Origin of the sequence: Gynuella sunshinyii YC6258 (genome assembly GCF_000940805.1) — a bacterium.
Lineage (GTDB): Bacteria > Pseudomonadota > Gammaproteobacteria > Pseudomonadales > Natronospirillaceae > Gynuella > Gynuella sunshinyii.
The window spans coordinates 3,137,420-3,160,207 of sequence record NZ_CP007142.1 but is presented as its reverse complement, the minus strand read 5'-3'; the positions used below and the strand labels follow the sequence as shown (position 1 = coordinate 3,160,207).

The 22,788-nt window shown below is 57.4% G+C and carries 2 protein-coding genes (1 of these 2 running past the window's edge); both read right to left on the bottom strand.

Annotation, left to right across the window (positions count from 1 at the left end; all coding sequences use genetic code 11):
• Positions 1–87: 87 nt before the first annotated feature.
• Positions 88–19,140, bottom strand: a complete 19,053-nt coding sequence (locus YC6258_RS29810) for an SDR family NAD(P)-dependent oxidoreductase (RefSeq protein WP_044617474.1) — start codon at positions 19,138–19,140, stop codon at positions 88–90.
• A protein-coding gene (locus YC6258_RS29805) for an SDR family NAD(P)-dependent oxidoreductase (protein ID WP_052830282.1) crosses the window boundary here: on the bottom strand, positions 19,137–22,788 show its 3' portion. 9,125 nt of this gene lie beyond the right edge of the window; only the last 3,652 of its 12,777 coding nucleotides appear in the window; its start codon lies beyond the right edge, outside the window — the gene reads right to left on this strand; its stop codon occupies positions 19,137–19,139. Before YC6258_RS29805 ends, YC6258_RS29810 begins: the two co-directional genes overlap by 4 nt.

Below are 22,788 nucleotides of genomic sequence, written 5' to 3'. Positions count from 1 at the left end.
CCGGGCTCTCTCTTTCCTGGTGTCATAAAGTTATATTCAACACCACTGTCCCAACGCTCATTCGCGCTGAGGCAGTGCTGATATTGGTTAAAAAGTATTTTCAGTTTCCTGCATTTGCGGTTCTATGCAGCTGTCCTGATGAACCCATTCCAGTCGCTCAAATAACGCCGGCGGAAGCTGAACCGCTGTTACCCGGGTATCGGGATTGGCAACCATCTGCTCAAGCACCGATACCACGCTGTTGGAAAGCAGCTGTACGGTCACTTCAGAAAACCGGCTTTGGTCATAGATCACAGGGATGGACAGTTCGCCCAGGGATTTCAGAATGCAAATCAACAGAGGTGCCACCGGTTCGCGCGCCAGTTTTTCTGTTGGCAGAATCCGTCTGGCAAATTCGGTAACGCCTCCGAACGTGTCGGTATCATTACTGTCAATCGAGATGCCACTCGATAACATCTGCCCATGAACGTGTTCGTTCAGAGCGTGAAAATCAACGTGTCGATGTTGTTGCAGTTGCTGCATGGCCTGTTGATACGAAGCGCACACATCACTCAGACAGTCATCCGCCGTCACCCTCACACCCAACGGCAGCGAAGAGGCAAAATCACCCATCACGGATTCATATTCATATCGGTCACGCAGGTTATAAACCATTTGCATTACCGGACATGAATGCCCCAGCCGATGCAGAATCACAACCAGTGCACAACTGATCAACTGGGTCAGAGTGGTATGATGACTGCGGTTATACTGTTCCAGCTGAGCCAGCAACGATGCCGAAACCGGAACCTCAATCATGCCGGTGCGGGCATCAGAGGAATCCTGCCATTCCGGCTTTTCTCTCAACCAGAGCGGCGTACTGTTCTGCCACTGCTTCATCCACCACTGAGTCCCCTGCCGCCACTTTTGATTCCATTGCGATAATGTAAAGTGCATATATTCGGCGTTTTTTTCAGGTGCCGGATATGTCCGTTTTTCAAGCAATGCCTGATAACGCTCATACCACTCCTGTTGCAGCAGATACAAAGTGAAACCATCGGCATGAAAATGATGCATGTGCAGGTATGCTGCACACAGAGACCCTCGATTGTGCAATACACAGGCGTTGAACAAGGGACGGTCCAGTTCGTCAAACGGTTCAGTGCTGCATTGATTCTGAAATGCCTGCAACTGCTGCAGGAACTCTTCAGGCTGGTTTATTTCCGGCCAGCACACTTCACGACAGCACACTGACCATTCATCGTGTACGACCTGAACCCAGAGATCACCGCAACGACCGGCACAGGTTCTCAGTATGGAATGCTGTTGCACCATGTCATTGAGCGCCTGATTTAACAGCGGAAGATCGACCGGACCATCAAACTGAAATATCTGACCGATATGAAAGCCGGTATTGTGATGGATATGGGATTGCTCCAGGAAAAAACGCTGCATGGCGCTGACCGGAAAATAACGCTGTCCTATTGCCAGACAGGCCGCCAACTGATTCAGACGGGCAGACGACTGCGACAAAATGTCCAACCGGACATCATTGTCACCATCGCATTCAAACACCAGTTCGTGTTCGGTTTTCCAGATACCGACGCCCTGAGCGATCCATGTTTGCAGAAGTGAGTCAGCTTCTGCAGATACCACAGCCGGCTCTGCTTCGGAAAATGGCAAGCGGATCTGAGTAATACCCGGGGGTGTGATCCAGCGTCCATCATTAGTTGCCACAGGTATGAATTCAGTGCCAATACGAACACCGATGGAATCGATCTCGCGGGCCACTTCCAGTAACGATTTACCATGCAACAGCGTCGCTGGAAAATCATGTTGATAGACAGCCTGGAGACGATTCAGAATGCGCAGGCTGAGCAATGAATCGATTCCATATTCACTCAAATCCGACTCGGCGTTAATTTCCTCTTCCGCCAGATCAGTTATCTCAGCAATAATATTGGTCAACACGGTAACCGTATCATTGGCTGTTTCAGCCCCGTTAATCTCGTCATCGGCCTGATCCAATATCGCTGCAGTCTGGGCGGACATGTTTTTATCCATCCAACACCGCCGGTTTTCAAAGGGATAACCAGGCAAACTCAATGGTCGTTGCTCTGCGGTGGAAAAACAGTCGGACAGATCCAACGGCACACCTTTCACATACAGATCCGCCAATACCAGAAAATCATCAAGCTGGGCATCGCCGGCAGTTTTCAGGGTTTCTATTTTGTCCCTGGCGATCTGCTGATAAGCCGAACCCAGAGTCTGCGTCACCGGCTGCTCCTGCTCGACACGTCCAGTACATCCACAATCGGGCTGTTCACCAGCGATGATCTGCGCTAACTGATGTTTGAGACTGTCAATATCCGTCACCACCAGCGCACAACGATATTCAAAATGACTGCGTCGAAGCAGCAGATTGGCCGCCAGTTGGCGGTAGGAATAATCACCGCCTTTCAACCCGGCCAATAACTGTTCACATCGGCGCGTCAATGCGGCTGCGGTTTTTGCAGACAACACCAGCAGTGCCGGTTGCTGCGGATCATCGGATATTGGTTCCGCTGACATCAGTGCCTGCGGCGGCTCGGCAATGACCATATGAACATTGACACCGGTCGCACCAAAGGAATTCAACGCCGCAATCCGCGGTTTTCCGGCAGGGGTCTGCCAGGGAATGCTCTTGTTATTGATATAAAACGGGGTGTGCTGCAGATCAGTCGCCGGCTGCTGTACATTGATGGTGGCGGGAATCTGACCATGACGCATGGCCAGCAGAACCTTGAATACGTGCCCCATACCGGCACTGTGAAAAGCATGGCCAATATTATTTTCCACCGTACCCAAGGCACAGTACTGATGCTTACCATTGCCACTGCCAAACACCTGTGACAGCGCTTTGAGTTCTACTTCGTCGGCACCGGGCATCCCGGCGGCATGGGCCTCCGCGAGACTGATGTCCTGAGTATGGATGCCATACCGCTGGTGTACCTGGGAAAGCAGCAACCGCTGCGCCTGTTCACTCGGTGACACCACCCCCTGGGTTTTGCCGTTATGGTTGTAACCCCAGCCTTTGATCACCCCATGGATACGGTCCCCGGCCTGCAATGCATCCTCCAACCGCTTCAGCACCACCACTCCAACCGCCTCGGCTGGCACCATGCCGCTGGCTGTAACATCCAGTGCACGGGCCTGCCCATCCTGATTCAGCAAACCGATTTGCGTGGCGCTGAGCAGCAGATTGGGGGTCGAATGAATAAAGGCACCACCGGCGATGGAAGATTCACATTTGCCTGCGAGCAGCTGATCACAGGCCTGAGCCATGGCCATCAAAGCTGACCCGCACCCCACATCCACCGAGGCACAGGGACCATTCAGATTCAGACAATAGGAAACTCGTGCCGGTACATGGGAAAGCGTCACATGGGGTGCGTAACCCAACACGTCTTTAAGATGCAGACTGTAGTCGCCGCCGTTGCCGCAAAAAACACCCCAGCAGCGGCCGGATAAGGTCAACGGATCAATCCCCGCATCCTCAATGGCCTTCCAGGACTCCTGTAGAAAAATCCGCTCCGTTGGATCCATCGACGCCGCTTCTTTAGGCGAAATCTGGAAAAACAGCGGATCAAAGCCATCGATAGGCGATAAAAAACCACCCTTCCGGGGCAAAAACGATTCCTCTGACACTGACCACTGGCGATCAATTGGCAACTCACCAAATGCGTCGCGCCCTTCACTCAACAACTGCCACAACTGCTCTGCGGTTTCCGCTCCGGGAAACCGTCCGGACATACCAACGATGGCAATGTCAGTCGTTTGAATCGTCGGACCGTCAGGGATCGGTTCTTCTGGTTCCTCCGCGGCTGTTACCGATGGTTCAATCATTGAATGACGGAATTTTTCCGATTCAGACTGCGAACCGCTTTCAATTTGCCTGGCCACAAAATCAGCGAAGCGACTGAGACTGTCGTATTGGTAGAGGTTTTCCGTCGTCAGGTTCAACCCAAAGCGATGATTCACAGCCTTGATCCATTCAACCCCGACTATGGAATCGAGCCCCAGATCCACAAACGGTTTTTCAAATGGAATCTCATCCGGACTCATCAACAGCGCTTCGGCCAACAGCTCCCGCAACGGAGACAACAATGTATCCATCTTGTCCGGCTCAACAACCTCTGCGACCTCAACCGCTGCCGGACAATCCCCCTGGATGCGACCCGCCACAAACGCAGTAAATTGACGTAAATTGACGGAGTCATAAATCTCTGTCGCATTCAGCTGAAGACCATAGTGCTCATTAATGGCCTTAACCCATTCCACCCCGACGATGGAATCGAGTCCGAGATCCACAAACGGTTTGAGCGGCGAAATTTCTTCCGGGGCCATCATCAACACCGTCGCCAGACTCTCCTGCAACTCGGCTTCGAGGCCAGAGGGAATAGTCACTGCGCGGGTCACCACTTCAGCTTTTGACCCGACCTCAACAGCCACCAGACTAGGCTTCGATACTGGTGTCATGTTTGCCGGACTGAGCGGTTCTTCCGGCGACCTGGATTTCAATACCAATGGTTTCAGCTGAATCTTCGCCGGCCTGGTGGCCGAAGGCGTTTCGAGCGCCGAATCATGATCCATCTCAAACCAATAGCGCTGACGCCGGAATGGATACGTTGGCAGGCTGAGACGACGTGGTGGTTGCCCGTCATACACCGACAGCCAATCGATTTTCCCACCCTGAACCCAGTGTTGTAACAACACAGACTGCTCTGCCGGAACCCATACCCGTGCCTGTGCAGAAGCAGTGACCTGAGGATCGGCAACCGTGCCACGATAGAAAACACCCTCATCAAACTCCCCGTTGAGACAGGCCTTCAGCAAGTGCTTCAACTGCTCAACAGAATCCACCGTCAACGCCAGACGTTCCTCCATCGCCTCACGACCGGCTTGCAGAGTCCAGGCGACACGACACAGCCATGCAAAGCTGTTCTCTGCTGAAGATTCGATAAAGCGATACAAATGCTCAATCTGTGCCTGCAACGAGGTGTCATATCTGGCCGACAGCACGATAGGCACGCCCTTCACCGGCATCGACACGGCCACAGGTTCACGGTACTCCGCGACCACCAGATGGGCGTTGGCACCACCGGCACCAAACGAAGAAATACCGGCGACTCGGGGCAACGGCTGCCCGTTTTCGGTCACCGGCTGCCAATCGCGTAACTGCTGATTCACCTCAAACGGCGTGGTGGCAAAATCAATATGCGGATTGAGCACATCGCTGTGCAATGACGGCACGATCTGACCATGTTTCATCTGCAACAACACCTTGGTCAGACTGGCAATACCGGCGGCGGATTCACAGTGACCAATGTTCGACTTGACCGATCCCAGCCAGCAGTGCGCCTGACCGGGTTGCAGAGCAAAGGCTTTGCTCAGACCGCTCACCTCAATAGGATCACCCAGTTTGGTGCCTGTTCCATGAGCCTCAATATAACTGACATGTTCCGGCTTCACCCGGGCCTGAGCCATTGCCTGACGAATCACCTGCTGCTGCGCATTCGGACTCGGCACACTGAAACCACTGGTTCGACCACCATGATTGATGGCGCTGCCCTGTATGACGCCATAAATATGGTCGCCATCGCGTTCGGCATCGGCCAGCGGCTTCAACAACGCCATGCCCGCCCCTTCACTGGGGATATAACCGTCTCCCCCTTCACCAAAGCTTTCACAACGGCCCTCAGTGGAAATAAAACGGCCGGTACTCAACACCTGATACTTGCTCGGATGCAGCGTCAGATTCACCCCTCCTGCCAAAGCCATGCGGGTGCGTCCCATGATCAGATCCTGACAGGCCAGGTGAATACAGGTCATCGCCCCGGAACACAGGGTATCCACCACCATGCTCGGACCGTTCAGATTGAGGGTGTAGGACACCCGGTTGGCAATACTGCCCAAACTGGTGGCAAAGGCGCTGCGCTGACCTTTCAACGTGGCTTCAACACCAAACAACTGATATTCGGCATAAATTACCCCGACATACACGCCCACTGCGGCCGTCGCAGCATCCTCCGAACGCAGATCCTCACGGCGATACCCGGCATCCTCCAGCGCATTCCACGACTGCTCCAGAATCAGGCGCTCCTGCGGATCGATATACGCCGCAGCCCTCGGGGCAATACCGAAAAACTGCGGATCGAACTGATCGACATCCTGAAGAAAACCGCCCCACTTACTGTGGTGACCCAGAAACGGCTGCTCCGGCCCGGCATAATAGTCACGCCAGTCCCAGCGCTCGGCAGGAACCTCAGAAATACAGTCCCGGCCCTGTTTCAGGTTGCGCCAGAAACTCTCCAGATCCTCAGCCATGGGATAACGACCCGACAACCCGACCACCGCAATATTCAACGGCTCAACATCGCCATCGCGCCCGGCTTTGCGGTAGTTCCGGTGGGTGTCCACTGAACGATTCAGGTGGGTGTCCATTGAAGTATTCAGGTGGGTGTCCACAGAAGCATTCGAGTGGGTGTCCACTGAAGCATTCGGGTCGGTGTCCATTGAAGCATTCAGGTGGGTGTCCACTGAAGCATTCAAGTGGGTGTCCATTGAAGCATTCGAGTGGGTGTCCACTGAAGCATTCGAGTGGGTGTCCACTAATGAATTCGGGTGGGTGTCCACTGAAGTATTGTCCATTGAACGATTCAGGTGGGTGTCCACTGAAGCATTCACTGAAGCATTCAGGTGGGTGTCCATTGAAGCATTCGAGTGGGTGTCCACTGATGAAACATGCCAATTACCGGTCCGTATGGCGGCCTGGTTCGTGGTGGTTTTGGTGCTGCGGGTCGCTGTCGGCGTCACAAATGCCTGTGGAAACTGCTCAAGCAGGTAGTCGGCCAAGTCAGCCGGCGATTCATATTCAAAGAACAGGGTTTTCGATAATGAGCCAAATCGCTGTTCCATCTGACTGGTCATATTCATCGCAATAATGGAGTCGATGCCAAATTCAGACATGGGCTGCGAGGGGTATACGGCCTCACGTGGCAGCTTGAGACTGACCACCAGCAGGTCGCAGAGGTAGTCATAAACCTGTTGACGCAATTCATCGACCGGAAAGAAGGAATGATCCTGAAATTCAGGCTCAACCGCTGTCGTTTCAGATACAGCCTCTCCAGTATGCGCCTGTTGCCACTGTTGCAATGGCTGTGCATAGTCCTGTTGCAGTGCCTGCGCCAGATCACCGACGGTGTCGTATTCAAAAAACAGGGTTTTCGACAAGGGGCCGACGATTTTTTCGAGTTCGGTCGTGAGGTTGATGGCGATGATGGAATCAATGCCCAACTCCGCCAGAGGTTGATCGGCATAGAGTGATGACAAGGGGACTTTCAATGCGTCAGCCAACATCTCTGTCAACAGTGCCAGACCCGCTTCCGATGTCATCTGAACTGCCGGGCCCTCAACGTCTGAAACCAATGCGTCAGGATCAACAGTCACCGGATTCAACAGCCGGGTGTGCATGCGTTCAACGTCGCCATACAGTACCCAGACCTGCGCCTGAGCGGATTGCAATGCCCGACTGAGCGCAGCAATGCCCGCAGCAGCTGGCATGGCCGCCATGCCGATGGCGTCCTGCATGCGCTGTTCGGTGGCGGCATCCACGGTCATGCCACCCTGTTGCCAGAGTGGCCAGTCGATGGCCAGTGTCCTGCCCCGCCCATGCCCCCGGGAAACCTGCTGATTGCGGTAGTGGGCATATTCATCCATAAAGCCATTGGCAGCGGCGTAATCCGCCTGCCCTGGATTACCCAACACTCCGGCACCGGCAGCGAAAAGCACAAAAAAGTCCAGCGGACAATGCTGAGTGGCACGATCCAGACAGACAGTACCCGCCACTTTTGGTGCCAGAACCTCGGCAACCATGGCGTCGGTTTTATGGACCAGCAGCTGATCGCGAATAACGCCGGCACTGTGCAGGACGCCGGTCAGCGGCCCAAACTGTGACTCAACATCGGCAATCAGCCCCTCAACCTGCTGTGTCACACCGATATCCACCTGACGATATTGCAGTCGCACACCCGTAATCTCTGTCAGCTGCGCCTGCTGTCTGCTGCTCAGCGCCGAGCGGCCGGCGAGGATGATGGTAGTCTGATGCCGTTCATTCTCTGGCACCGCCTGCGCAATCGCCCTGGCAAAAATCAGTCCCAGTCCGCCGGCCCCACCGGTAATCAGATAGACTCCCGCTGCTTTCAGGCAGCCGGATAAGGTCGTATCTGCACCCGGATACATCGCCAGCGGCTGCCAGCGCTGTACATGACGCTCGCCATCGATATAAGCAACACGCTGATCGGCAGGCATCTGCCGGTTCTGCTGTATCACAGCATGCCAGCGCGCTGCGGATTGAGAGGCATCGACACTGATCACCTGACCGTGCAAAGCCGGGTTTTCCAGCTGTGCGGTTTTGAACAAACCTGCCAGTCCCGCCAGTAATGCTCCGTGTGCCTGTGCAGGTACGAGTACCTGCACCAGGGTTTTCGCCAGCTTCGGTTGCGACAACACCGTCTGCAGCCAATGCATGGCCTGCCGGCAGATATCCGCATATTGCTGGTCGATAGTGGCGGCGGTACTGATCAATGCCTTGCAGCGATCAGTGCCTGTTCGGGTCGACAGCTCCGCAAAGGTATCCATATCAAACTGACAGGCCAGGACCCAATGCTGCGCCATCGTATTGCTCTGCCCGGCCTGGATCGGCTGTGCCTGCCACTCTGGCTGCAACAACAACGTTTCCAGCCCTGGCGCCTGTTTTAACGCACGAAAGCTGAAGCCACGGATACGCACCTGCACCACGCCACGGTCATCACACAGGTCCATATCGAGTTTACGGATCTGACCGTCTTCCCCGGCCGTGCGAATCCACACCCAGGCCAATGATGGACACCCACTCATGACCTCTATCCGGGTCACAGCAAAGGGTACCCAGGTGGTCGTGGTGGTCTGCGTCGATCCCAGCGACATGCCAAATGCTGCCTGCAATGCGGCATCCAACAGGCTCGGTTGCAGGATAAACCCCGCAGTGTCGGCGCCTGCCGGTACCGACAGTCGTGCCAGCACCTGACCATGACCGGATTGCAGCCGGGTAATGGCCTGCATCCGCGGGCCATAGTCGATGCCGGTGGTCGCAAGCAGGTCATAACACTGCCGGCCATCCAGGACATGGGTATTGATGTTTGCCTGCAACGAGGCCAGATCCAGGGTGTCCGTTGTGGCCGGTGTTGACGCTGATACCCGTCCCTGGCAGTGAGTCAGTTGCGCGGATGATTGAATCATGAAATCCAGCCGCTGATCGGCAAGATCCTGCAAGGAGATGCGCAGATCCACAGGATCGGTGATCACCAGAGGTTGTACCCAGGCGATATTTTCCAGGGTCACGCCGCCATCAGCCGCAGTCAGTCTGGCAGCAGCGGCACAGGCCATTTCCAGATAGGCGACACCGGGAAACACTTTCTCACCCTGAACCCGATGATCAGCCACAAAAAACTCCTCGCCACTGACACGGGTCCGAAAACAGAGCCCGGACAGCGAGGAGATATTTTCATGCAGCAACGGGCTCAATGGCTGCGTCTGCTGCCGGTCACTCGACTCCCCTCTATAACCGTGGGTGTCCACCCAGTAACGATCACGGGCGAACGGATAGGTCGGCAACACCACCTTGACCGGTGGTTGGTTGCCATACAACAACTGCCAGGGAATGGTGCCGCCTTTGACCCAGATCCCCAGTACACGGTCCAGTCGGCCCTTGGCAAGCCAGGAGACCAGCACCTGCTGCAACTCTTCGTCTTCAGCAAACAGGTTGATGTCATCATCTGAGCGCGTCCGGGTCCGATGCCACCCTTCGGCAGCGCCCGGATCATTGCTGAAAGCCGCTAACCGCTGCTGTAACTGAGCCACCGAATCGACCACGCAGCCGATGCGATATTCCATCGCTTCGCGGCCGGTTTGCAGGGTACAGGCCAGAGCAGTCAGATCCGGTGAAGCGGTCTGTAAAAACCGTTCAAACTGCTGCACATAGGCCAGCAGACGCTGTTCGTTACGGGCCGATAACACAAAGGCAACGGTCTGATGCCGGGGAGCATTAGCGGTCGCAACTGTTGCCGGAACATACTCCTCGACAATCACATGGGCATTGGAACCCCCAGCCCCGAACGACGACAGACCGGCAATACGCGGATATTCACGCGTCTCTCCGTCGCGGCTCAACACCGGCCGGGGCCAGTCAGTCAGCGCCTGTGACACCTTGAACGGCGTGACGGCAAAATCAATATTCTGGTTCAGGGATTGCGCATGCAGACTGGGAACTATCTGGCCATGCTGCATTTGCAGCACAATTTTGGTCAGCCCGGCTATCCCGGCTGCGGCCTCCAGATGACCCATGTTGGATTTGACCGATCCCAGAGCGCAGAAGCCGGTATCGGCATCCCGGTCCAGACCAAAACCCTGCACCAGACCTCTGACTTCCACCGGATCACCCAGCTCAGTCCCGGTGCCATGGGCTTCGATATAACTCACTGTGCGCGGATCAATGCCGGCAACGGACAGGGTTTCGCGGATCAGCTCGGCCTGGGCATTGGGATTTGGCACGGTAAAGCCGTTGGTCTTACCGCCATGGTTAATACCACTGGCACGAATGAGCGCATGAATCAGATCACCATCGCGCTGCGCCTGCGACAAGGGTTTCAATAATACCGTGCCCACTCCTTCACCCGGTACAAAACCATCGGCATCGGCACCAAAACTGCGGCATCGACCCGTTTTCGACAACATGTGCTGGGCCGACAGATTGACGTAGGACGAAGGATGCAGATACAGATTCACCCCTCCGGCAATCGCCATCCTGCAACTGCCACGGCGAAGATGCTCACAGGCCTCATGAATCGCCGTCAGCGACGATGAGCACATGGTATCCACCGGCATGCTCGGACCTTTGAGATTCAGCAGATAGGACACCCGGTTGGCCACGGAACCAAAGGAGGTATACGGCACCACCCCTTCCGTTTGCCAGTGCCGGCGATAGTGTTCAAAACCGGTTTTGGTGATACCGGCGAATACTCCGACCCGACTGTCAAACCGGCTGGACAGAGCCTCCCGGGTATAGCCGGCGGTTTCCAGCAGTTCCCAGCAGGATTGCACAAACAGTCTTTCCTGCGGGTCCATGGCCAGCACCGCCGGAGCTGACAGATTAAAAAACCGGGCGTCGAACTCGGCAAAGCCGTTCACAAAACCGCCCCATTTGCAGTAGCTCTGACCATTGGCAATGGCAACGGCCGGGGTCGGATGGAAAAACCCCTCCAGGGACCAGCGTTCCGCTGGAATCTCGCTGATGCAGTCACGGCCATCGCGCAGGTTTTGCCAGAATTGATCCAGGGTATCGGCCTGCGGATAACGTCCGGTGAGGCCAATGATGGCAATCGGTTCCAGGCTGGTATCAGCTGTTGCGGTGATAACCGGAGAGGACTTCACCGCGCCATTGATGGCCGGGCGGGAAGGCTGTGGGCTCTGATACGGCGCCACAACCGTTTCCGTCGCGGTCCATTCCAGGCACTCGGCCTGGCAATGCTGGAGCAGATAGGCGGCCAGTTCATTCAGGCTCTGAACCTCAAACCACAAAGTTTTCGGCAAACCGGAAAAAACCTTGGTCAATGCGCGATTCAAGCGAGTGATCAGCAGTGAATCGATGCCATAATTTTCCAGCGGGGCATCAGCATCGATACGCGCTGGTGACAGCTTCAGAGCATCGCCCAGCAGGGTTTTTAACTGCTGCACCGTGCGTGACTGCACTGTTTGCATATCGACCGGCCTATCAATCGCCGGAATCATGGCCGGTTCCGCAGCGGCAATTTCAACTGTGGAGACCGGTTCTGAACGTGAATGATCGGTAGTCTTCAAGGTCTGGCTTGCGGTCACCATCACCTGGGTGCTGTCCACCTCCAGAGCCTGGTAAAACGCCGCCAGTCCGTCCTTCATGCCGATTGCTTCCACCCCGCTATCCTGCAAGGTCGCCAGCGTCTCGGCATCAATCTGCATGCCGCCATCCTGCCACAGAGACCAGTTGATACTCAGACTTTTGCCCTGTCGCCGGCCATGTTGTCGCCAATCGTTACGGCGGCTGGCATAGGCATCCATAAAGCCATTGGCGGCGGCGTAATCCACCTGCCCGACGTTTCCGGTCACAGCGGCAATCGACGAAAACATGACAAAAAATGCCAGTGGCAGATCACGACTGGCCTCATCGAGGTTGATCGTGCCGGCAACCTTGGCAGCCAGCACCTGTCGCAACGACTGCGCCGATTTGTCACGAATAAAGCCGTCCTGATGCACACCGGCAGCATGCAGAATGCCATCCAGACCGCCATGATCGCGGGTGATCCCGGCTATCAGATCAAACACTGCCGGCCTGTCTGTCACATCCAGGATTTTGTAGATCACCACCGCACCGGAGCGGGTCAGCTCGTCGCACTGCCGCTGTTGCACCGGAGTCAGCGCTGAGCGCCCGGTCAGAATCAGAGTACAGCGGCTGGTACGGGCAACCGCCTCACGCGCAAATATCAGCCCCAGCGCGCCCATGCCACCGGTGATCAGATACACTCCCTGCTCCTTCCAACGGCAATCACCGGCACTGTCGACAGCGTTGATCAACTGCCAGTCCGGGACACAGCGTTGCCCCTGACGATAGCTGATATGCCCGCTCTGGCGGTGGTACCGGTTTTCCTCTGACAACGCTACGGCGGAGGCATGATCGGCAACCTCGATCACCTGCCCGCACACCGCTGGATACTCCAGTTGCAGGGTTTTCATCATGGCGGCGAATCCAGCCGCAGACTGGCCTTCCGGTAACAACATTTGAATCAGCATGCCGGAACGTTGAGGCGCTGCCAGAGCAGCCTGAAACACCTCCAGCAGTTGCTCCGCCCAGACAGCAAAAGGCTCGCTGCCATCAGCAGGCAGACTGAATGAACGGCACTGCGCAGCGGGAAACGCCGCGGCAATGTCTGCGGTTGTCGCGGCTGGCAGACCGGCGGTTACAATGACATGCCTGGTCGTCTCATCCGCAGCTGTCTGAAGCGCTGCCGCTTCGGGTCGCCAGACCGGTCGATACAACTGCACCTGGGGCCGATGATCATCAAGCTGATAACTTTGTTTCCAGTAACGCTCACGGGCAAACGGATAACCCGGCAAACTGATTTTTCCGGGCGGATGATCGCCATAGAGCTGAGCCCAGTCGACCTCATACCCCTGAGCCCAAAGGCTCAGCACCGAGTGGTCAGTGCTACTGTTTCGCCAGCGTGCCAGCGCCTCAGCGACGTCTGCGGTCATGTTGCGTTCCAGCTGACGGGCCGCACGACTACGGACGATATGCTCACCGGCTGTATCGACACCGGTATCCATAATGGACCGCAGTGTCGCCTGCAACCCGGTTGCTGATTCAGCACCAAATGCCAGTCGTTCAGCCATGGCCTGACGGCCGGTCTGCAAGGTATACGCGAGGGCGGTCAGATCGAGGCCACCGGCGTTCATCCGGGCGACTACCGCATCATGCAGCAGACTGACAACCTCCTGTAACTGCCGGCTGTTGCGTGCGGACAGCACGATCAGCACCGGCCCCGAATGATTGGCTGTCTGAACCAACGGATATTCTTCCAGCACCATGTGCGCATTGGTGCCGCTGAAGCCGAAACTGCTGACCGCCGCCCGCCTGGGCTTGCCGTCCTCAACCGGCCAGTCACGGGCTTCGGTATTGATGTAAAAGGGCGACTGAGTGAGATCGATGTGTTCATTCAGTGTCTTGAAATGAATGCTGGGTGCCAGCTGGCGATGCTGAAAGCTCAACAGCACTTTGATCACTGACGCCACCCCGGAGGCGGCGAGCAGATGGCCAATATTGCTTTTGACCGATCCCAGCGCACAGTAATGCTCGCGGTGGGTAAAACGGCGGAATGATGCTTTCAGGCCGCCGATTTCAATCGGATCTCCCAGCCGGGTACCGGTACCGTGGGTTTCCACATACTGGATGCTGTCCGGATTGACGCCGAAGCGCTGGTAAACCTGCTGCTCCAGTTGCTGCTGCGCCTCACCGCTGGGCGCGGTAATGCCGTTGGTTTTGCCATCCTGATTGACGCCCCAGCCACGAATGACACCATACACCGAGTCACCATCGGCTACGGCCTGGTCAAGCCGTTTAAGCATCAGCACACCCACCCCTTCACCCGGCACAAAACCGTTGGCACGCTGATCAAAGGTAAAACAGCGCCCTGCCGGCGACAGCATGCCGGCCTGACTGGTGAGAATGTGTAAAACCGGACCGGCCAGCACACTGACTCCGCCGGCCAGGGCAGTATCACAATTGCCCAGGGTCAGGTTGTCGCAGGCAGTGGCAATGGCGACCATGGAGGAGGAACAGGCGGTATCAAGAGAGATGCAAGGGCCTTTCAGGTTGATCAGATAGGCAATGCGGGCCGCCAGAATCGACATGGAGTTGCCGGTAAACGCTGACACATCCAGCTCACCGCGCTGTTCTCCCATGCCGTAGTCACCGCTGCCACAGCCCACAAAAACACCACAGCTCTGACCCGACATGGCCGCCGGGTTGTATCCGGCATCTTCCAGACAATGCCAGCAGGCCATCAGAAACAGTCGCTGCTGCGGGTCCATGGCTTCGGCTTCCAGCGGCGAAATATTGAAAAACAGCGGGTCGAAACAGGCGACATCTTCCAGTGCGCCCATCCACTTGCTGTAGCTTTTGCCCTCGGTCTCCGGTTGTTCGTCGTAATAAGCCGCCAGCGACCAGCGGTCTGCCGGAATCTCACTGATGCAGTCGCGTCCGTTGATCAGGTTGTCCCAGTACTGCTGGACATTGCGGGCTTTTGGAAACTGGCCCGACATACCGATCACCGCTATATCGGAGCTTTCGACCGTGCGCTGCGGAGCTTTCGGTCTGAGCGGCTCCAGCACTTTCGGCTGGACGATTTCCGGTAGCGTAACGGATACCGTCGCATGAGAATCAACGGATGTCTCCAAGGAAGGCGATTGCGTTTCGAGCGCATCCGAACCGGGCATTGCTGACCCGGGAGCTACTGAACCAAGCACAGGATTCTGCGCCAGAATGAAACGGGCAAAATCATCGATGGTCGGATGGTTATAAACCTCAGCGGCTTCAATATCGATATTGAAACGCTGATTTAACGCCCGTACCCAGGTCACACTGTTGATGGAGTCCATCCCCATCTCCACAAACGCCACGTCATTGCTGATCTGACTCAGTGGCATGTGCAGCTCGGCAGCCAGACTGTCACGCATAATATCCACGACCGTTGCCAGACTCTGATGGGCATCATCCGATGCCGATGCCGACGGTAATGGTGCTTCGGTCACCACCACTGGCGCGTGATGAAACTGCTGTTCGATACGGCGGGCCACTTCGGTGTTATCCACAAACGTCCGCGCATGCATGGCCAGCTCAGCGTCATAAATACCGGCCAAACGATCACGCAGCACGGATGTGGCGTCGGCTTTCTGTTCAATCAGGGTTCTACGGGACTGCCGGGCCAGCTGCGCGGCCAGCTGCAACGCCAGTGGCAATACTTCATTGCGCCACACCACCGGGTCACTGATGTTCCGCTGCTCAAGGGTACTGCCTTTATATTCCCGGGCGGTCCAGAGCACTTCCTGCCCCAACTGCCGGCCCAGTCGCGCCGGCAGCATCAGGGTGGAACCGGCACCCGGGGTAAAGCCATAGGACAGATACGGACTGTGGTAGACGCTTTCACGGCTGTAGACCGCCAGATCACAACACATTCCCATGGCCCAGCCGGCACCAATGGCATGGCCCTGCATCGCGGCAATGACCGGTATGTCACAACGCAGTGGCAGGTCTATCACCCCGGCATCGGTAAACTGCGCCTGTCCCTGTTGGATGGCCTGCAATGCCTCCAGCGTGCCGCCGGTGGCGAAATACTGATCGTACCCGGTCAGCACCACCACTTTGAGGTGCTGCTGTTGCTGAACCCAGGCAAAGGCTTCGATCAGCCCTTCATTCAGAGCCGGGGTAAAGCCGTTCTGGCGGCTGCGCTCGCACATCGTCAGCACGGCCACGCCATCATCATGGCTTGTCAGCTGCACCACCTGACTGCGCAAAGCTATCGCCTGCCCCTGAGGCATGGTGCGCTGATCCGCAGCCACGGTCGCCTGACAGTGGCGGTAGATCTCGGCACGCAGCGACGCCAGCCGCTGCTGTTCGGCAGCCGACAGCACCGGGTTGCGCCAATGTTGTTTCAGAACTTCCAGTGCCAGACGCGGAGCCCGGGCAATCGCCCTGGCGCTTGCCATCGCTGGCTCAGGCACATCGTTGGTGAAGGGCTGATCATCGCAGAGAATGGTCAGATCGCAGGCGGCGGTCACCGGCTTGAAACCTTCCGCCGCAGACCTTGGCAGTACTGCCATGACCGGCAGCGGGCAGTTCTGTAACCCAGCCTGAAGCTCATCCGCTGACAGCTTGATCTCTGCCGCCGGCGTCAGCCGCAACAGCAGAACGCGCACTTCCGGCATCGCATTCATCCGGGCCAGCACCGCACTCAGCTGCGGCCCGGTGATCACTCCATCAAGCCGAAGCGTTGCCACCCCGGCGGAAAGTTCCAGCGATGGTTCAGATTCGTGCTCCGATAGAGGCACCGCTACGGGTGCCTGCAAACGGGTCAGCGGTTTTGACAATGACCTGCCGGCAGCCGGCGCATGCCCGGCCGGGGTATTCAGCGATAGCCTGGGTTTTGCCAGGCTCACTGGTGCCGGCGCTGCTGTACTGCCGACGGGTTCTGCAGCAGCAGGAATGGCCACTGCGCTGGCGGTTTTGCCAGCGTCAGCGCTTTGCACCCAATAGGATTCACGGCTGAACGGATAACCGGGTAACTGCCGGCGAATCGGTCGCTGGCCGTGATACAGCTGCTGCCAGTCGAATGACAACCCATTGACCCACAACGACAACAACTGCTCACACGACTCGCGCTCCGGCATCTGTCCGGCCCGGGCGGTTTGAATCAGCCGCGCCAGCACATCGGCATCTCCGCTCCCGGCGCTGAAAAAATCCAGTTTGCCCTTGCGGCGTTTTACCCGGCCGCAATGCATTCCGGTCACGGTCCCGCCGTTCAGATAGCCTTGCAGCAGCCGGCACAGCTGCTCGCGGTCGCTCACGGTGGCGGCGAGACGTACTTCCAGGCCATCGCGCCCCACTTGCAGGGTATAGGCAATGGCCGCCAGATCGGCCTGGTTGCAGGATTCGAGCCCCACCACATAATCCAGCAGCTGGCTGACCACCTGCCTGAGTTGTTCGTCGGTTCGGGCGGATAACACCAGCATGACCGGCAACATCGGTTGAACCTCTGCCGGGATCTCAAGAAACTCTTCAAGCACCACATGAGCATTGGTGCCGCTGAAACCAAAAGAACTCACCGCCGCCCGGCGTGGCCGAGCGGGATCGGGTCGCCAGGGAATCAAGGTGGTATTGAGATAAAACGGCGAGTCCTCGAACTCACAATGTTCATTGGCTTTCTGCACATGCAGAGTTGGCGGCAACTGCTGATGGCCCATGGACAACAGCACTTTATGAATACCTGCCATGCCGGACGCGGCCGAAGTGTGGCCGATATTGCTCTTGACGGCCCCAAGCGCACAGAAGTGGCGACGATCAGTATGCTCTCGGAAGACCGTGTTCAGCGCTTCCAGTTCAATCGGATCGCCCAACCGGGTGCCGGTACCATGGGCTTCGACATAATCAATGCTGGCCGGATCAATGTTAAAACGACGGTAGACATCGCGCTCCAGCTCTGCCTGAGCCTGGGCACTGGGGGCAGTAATGCCATTGGTGCGGCCATCCTGATTGATGCCGGAGGCAATGATAACCCCCAGCACATGGTCACCATCGCGACGGGCATCGGGCAGTCTTTTCAACACCACGGCCCCGGCGCCTTCGCCGGGTACAAAGCCATTGGCGCGGTCATCAAAACTCTTGCACTGTCCCTCGGGTGACAACATGCCCGCCGAACACATGCCGATATAAGACGCAGGCGTCAGATACAAGGTAACGCCGCCCACCAGCGCCATATCGATTTCATTATTTCGAAGTGCCTGACAGGCCAGATGGGTCGAAACCAGTGATGACGAACAGGCCGTATCAACGGGAATGGCCGGCCCTTTCAGGTTCAGAAAATAAGAGATGCGGGCCGCCGCCATGGAAAAACTGTTGCCGGTATTCAGGGCGCTGGACTGACTGGCCGACAGCAAATGCACGTATTCGCTGTTCATCACCCCCATGTACACACCGCATTTCTGCTGACTCAGGGATTGAGGGCTATAGCCGGCGTCCTCAAAGGCCAGATAGGCCTGCTCCAGAAAGATCCGGTACTGCGGATCCATGGTCTCGGCTTCGGCCGGTGAGATCATGAAAAAAGCCGGATCGAACTGATCGATATCGGTCAGTGCACCAAGCCATTTGCAGTATATCCGGCCGGGCTTTTTGCGATCCTGATCGTAATAATCCGCCCAGTTCCAGCGCTGCGCCGGTATTTCAACAATGGAATCGCGTCCGTTGGCCAGGTTATCCCAGAACTCCGCCAGATTGGCGGCACCGGGGTAACGACCGGCATTACCGATAATGGCAATGCCGTGGTCATCATTGCGCCGCTGGGGCAATTGCGCGGCAGTGACCGACTCATGCGGTTCTGCCGGCACCGGAGTTATCGCGGCAACACGGTCCGCCGACAGCAGCGGTTGCAGATAGGCCGAAAACTCCGCCAGAGTCGGATAGTCATACACTTTGGTGGCGGTTATTCGCACGCCCAGTCGGCGGTTCAGTTCACTGACCCATTCGACGCCGATGATGGAGTCCAGCCCCAGCTCGGTAAACGGCACATCCGGATCAATATCCTGTGGTTCCATGTATAAAGCGGCCGCCAGACTGTCGATCAACAGCGCTTGCAGCGAACCCGCAAATGCCGGGGCAGCAGATGGGACCAGGGAAGCAGACGTGGCCACTTCAGTCTGTGGCGGCCTGGCGAGCATTCGACGGGCCTCCTCCAGGGTAATATCACCATCCTGCAGGGCCTGTAAAATACCACTCCGATTCATATTAATTCTCCAACAGCAGTCTGCTCTTCGAGCTGTCTGATCAATTGATCAGCGCGTTCAATGTCCAACTGCTTGTTACTGACTTGCTGCAGAATCTCTTCAATCGAGAACTTCTGAGCGGATTTGATAGGTTGTTGTTCAGGCAGCACCTGATGACGAATAAAGCTGACCATCGCGGTCACAGTGGGCTGGTCATAGACCTTGGTCGCCGGCATCTTCAGGCCGTATTGACGGTTCAGCTGATGGATCCACTCAACCCCGATCACCGAGTCCAGCCCCAGCTCAGTGAACGGAGTGTGGGGTTCGATCTCCTCGATATCGATCATCAGCATGGCGGCCAGACTCTCCATCACAAATGCCTCGATGGCAGCGTCTGTTTGCTCACCGTGGTGGGATATGGCGGCTACTGCGGCCTGGTCGGCTTCAGGTCTGGCGGGCTCAACAACGGGCACGGGAACAGCTTGTGTTTCCGCTTCAGTCACCGCCACAGCAGCCGGCTGAGCAAACCAGAAACGCTTCCGCTCAAACGGATAGCTCGGCAGACTCACCCGCCCTGGCACCGGCTGTCCGACCTGCCACCGGGACCAGTCAGCTGCTGCGCCCTGTACCCACTGTTGCAGTTGTTCCGGTAACGGAGCCGGTGCGGTTTGTGCGACAGCCGCATCGGTCTGACGACCACAGTGGCCATAGCACCAGGCAGACGAGTCCGCCGGGTTTTCCACGGCCATAAACTGCTCAAGCACGGCACTGGCTTCCGCCACGGAGGCCGCCATAAAGCCCAGCCGCCAGGCCATGGCATCGCGACCGTGCTGTAAGGTCCAGGCCAGCGCAGCCAGGGTCGGCAATGACGGGTCCGGATGCTGCAGGAAGTCCCGCAGCCGCGCCGCAGCGGCTTTCAGTGCCGGCGCGGTTCTGGCGGACAGGACGATAGCCTGAGGTTGTGGCGAATCCGGAGCAGTGGACTGCGCAGCGTGATACTCCTCCACCACGATATGGGCGTTGGAACCACCAATACCGAAACTGCTGACGCCGGCGCGCCGGGGCAGTTCACGCCCCTGGGCATCCACCGGTGCCGGCCAGCGATGAGTCTCCCGCACCAGATAAAATGGCGAACCCTGTAATTGCAGATAGGGATTTTCCTGCTTCAGATTGGGATTGCCGGGAATCTGCCGGTGTCTGAGCATCAAAATGACTTTGATCATGCCGGCGATGCCGGCCGCCGCTTCCAGATGACCGATATTGGCCTTGACCGATCCCAGACCACAGTGAGTGTTGGTAACCGTCAGCTGATGAGTCTGATACAGCTCGTCAAAGGCGGCCCGCAGCGCGTTGACTTCAATCGGATCACCCAGTTCGGTACCGGTGCCGTGCGCTTCGATGTAACCCACGGTGCGCGGATCGATGCCGGCCTGACCATAGGCGCTGACCAGCAATGCCTGCTGCGCCGTTGGATTGGGTGAGGTGGGTGAATTGGCCCGGCCACCGTGATTTTCGGCACTGGCCCGGATCACGCATTCAATGTGATCACCATCGGCCCTGGCCTGCGTCAGTGACTTCAGCATCAGCGCGCCAACGCCTTCACCCCGGCCATAGCCGTCGGCGCTGGCATCAAAGGTTTTGCAGCGACCATCATCACTCAGCATTCCGGCCCGGCTGGCACCGATGGTAATGCCGGGACCACCGATGACATTGACGCCACCGACCAGTGCCTGAGTGCAGCGGCCGTTACCAATGGCATCCACGGCTCTGTGGATGGCCACCAGTGAGGAGGAGCAGGCGGTATCAATCGGCTCGCTCGGACCTTGCAGATCGAGAATGTAGGAAATCCGGTTGGCGATGACAAAATGACTGACCAGCGGCGGTTCACCGACCCCCTCAGAGGCCCCGAAACCCTGACCGGCCAGCCGCAGCCATTCATCTTTATAGTCCGAGGTTGAAACACCGATATACACACCGGTCTGACTGCCGGCCAGTGACGAAGGCCCATATCCGGCATCTTCAATGGTGGCCCAGACCGTTTCCAGCATCAGCCGCAACTGCGGGTCAAGACTGATGGCCTCGCGTGGGGAGATACCGAAAAACGCGGCGTCAAACCGGTCGGCATCGGCCATGAAACCGGCGCTTTTGACCCGGGTTTTGCCCGGCTGCTCAATGGGGTCACCATCATAATCCTGCCAGCGCCAGCGGCTGGCCGGCACCTCAGTGATCAGGTCATCATTGGCCTGCAAATGCTGCCAGAAAGCGCGCAGATCTTCAGACCCCGGAAACCGCCCACTGACACCGATGACCGCCACGGCTTTGTCTGCCGTGGTCGCAGCGGGCACAGACACTGTTCTGATCTGCCGACGGCGATAAGCGGGAGCCTTGCGGGGTGCGGTCATGGCTGTGGTGGCTGTCACCGGCACCGATCCGGACAACGCCGCAGCACACGCGGTCGGGTACTGCGCCAGCAAATGGGTCGCCAGCTTCTGCAAGGTGGAATATTCAAAAAACAGCGTCGGCATCAACGTCAGCCCGAAGGCCTGATTGACCCGGGTGGCGAACTCGGTCAATGACAGCGAATTAAACCCGTACTGCGAGAGCTCTACCGCCGGATCAATCCGCTCCAGGGCAATATCCATCTGCGCGTGTACCAGTTCGGCCAGCGCCTTCGACAGTGACCGGACATCCGCTGCGGTGGTTTCAGTGGTCGCAGTCCGGGATGGCTCCTCTGCGGTGACTGCCGGACTCAGCAGGCGTGTCTGCATGCGCTCAACATCGCCATGCAGAATCACCAGATGATCCAACCCGTCTCCCGCCAGGGCGGCTTGCAATGCAGCGGCAAATGCCACCATACCGGCATCCGTTGGCAACGGGGTCATGCCGGAACGCTGTTCAACCAGACGCTCGTGATGCGCATCCACAGTCATGCCGCCATCGCGCCAGAGCGGCCAGCCCAACGATAAAGTCGCGCCGTGTGCTTCGCCGCGCCGGACCCGGCGGTTTCGATCCTGAGCAAAGCCGTCGAGAAACGCGTTGGCAGCGGCATAGCCAATCTGCCCGGCATTGCCAAAGCCGCCGCTCATGGACGAAAACAGCACCAGAAATTGCAGATCAACATCACGGGTCGCCGTATCCAATGTCAGGCAGCCGCGAATTTTGGCGGCGAAGACCCGGCGGACATCCGCTGCTGACTGCTGGCTGATGTAGCCATCGGCAATCACACCGGCCGCATGAATAATGCCGTGCAGCGCGCCGTGTCGTTGCTGAATCTGTGCCACCGTCTCGGTGACCGACTGAACATCAGTGATATCGCAACGCAGATAATCGATCTCCACGCCATCACTCAGTTCGGCCAGTGCTGCGGCTTCCGGTTGCGAGCGGCCACTGAGCACCACGCGCATGCCCTGCTCTGCCAGATAACGGGCAAACAGCCGGCCCAGACCACCCAGACCACCGGTGATCCAGATCACGCTGCCATGCGCCATCGGCCCCGGTTCGGTGGGTGTCACCACTGACACCCTTCGCCAGGACTTCAGCATTCGTACACGGGTCTGCGTGTGGTAGCGGACTTCAACGTTATTCTGTTGATCGGCAATTTCGCGCTGCAGCCAGTCGACCAGTGCAGTGGTATCGCCATCATCATCGTGAACATGCAGTGCTTTAACG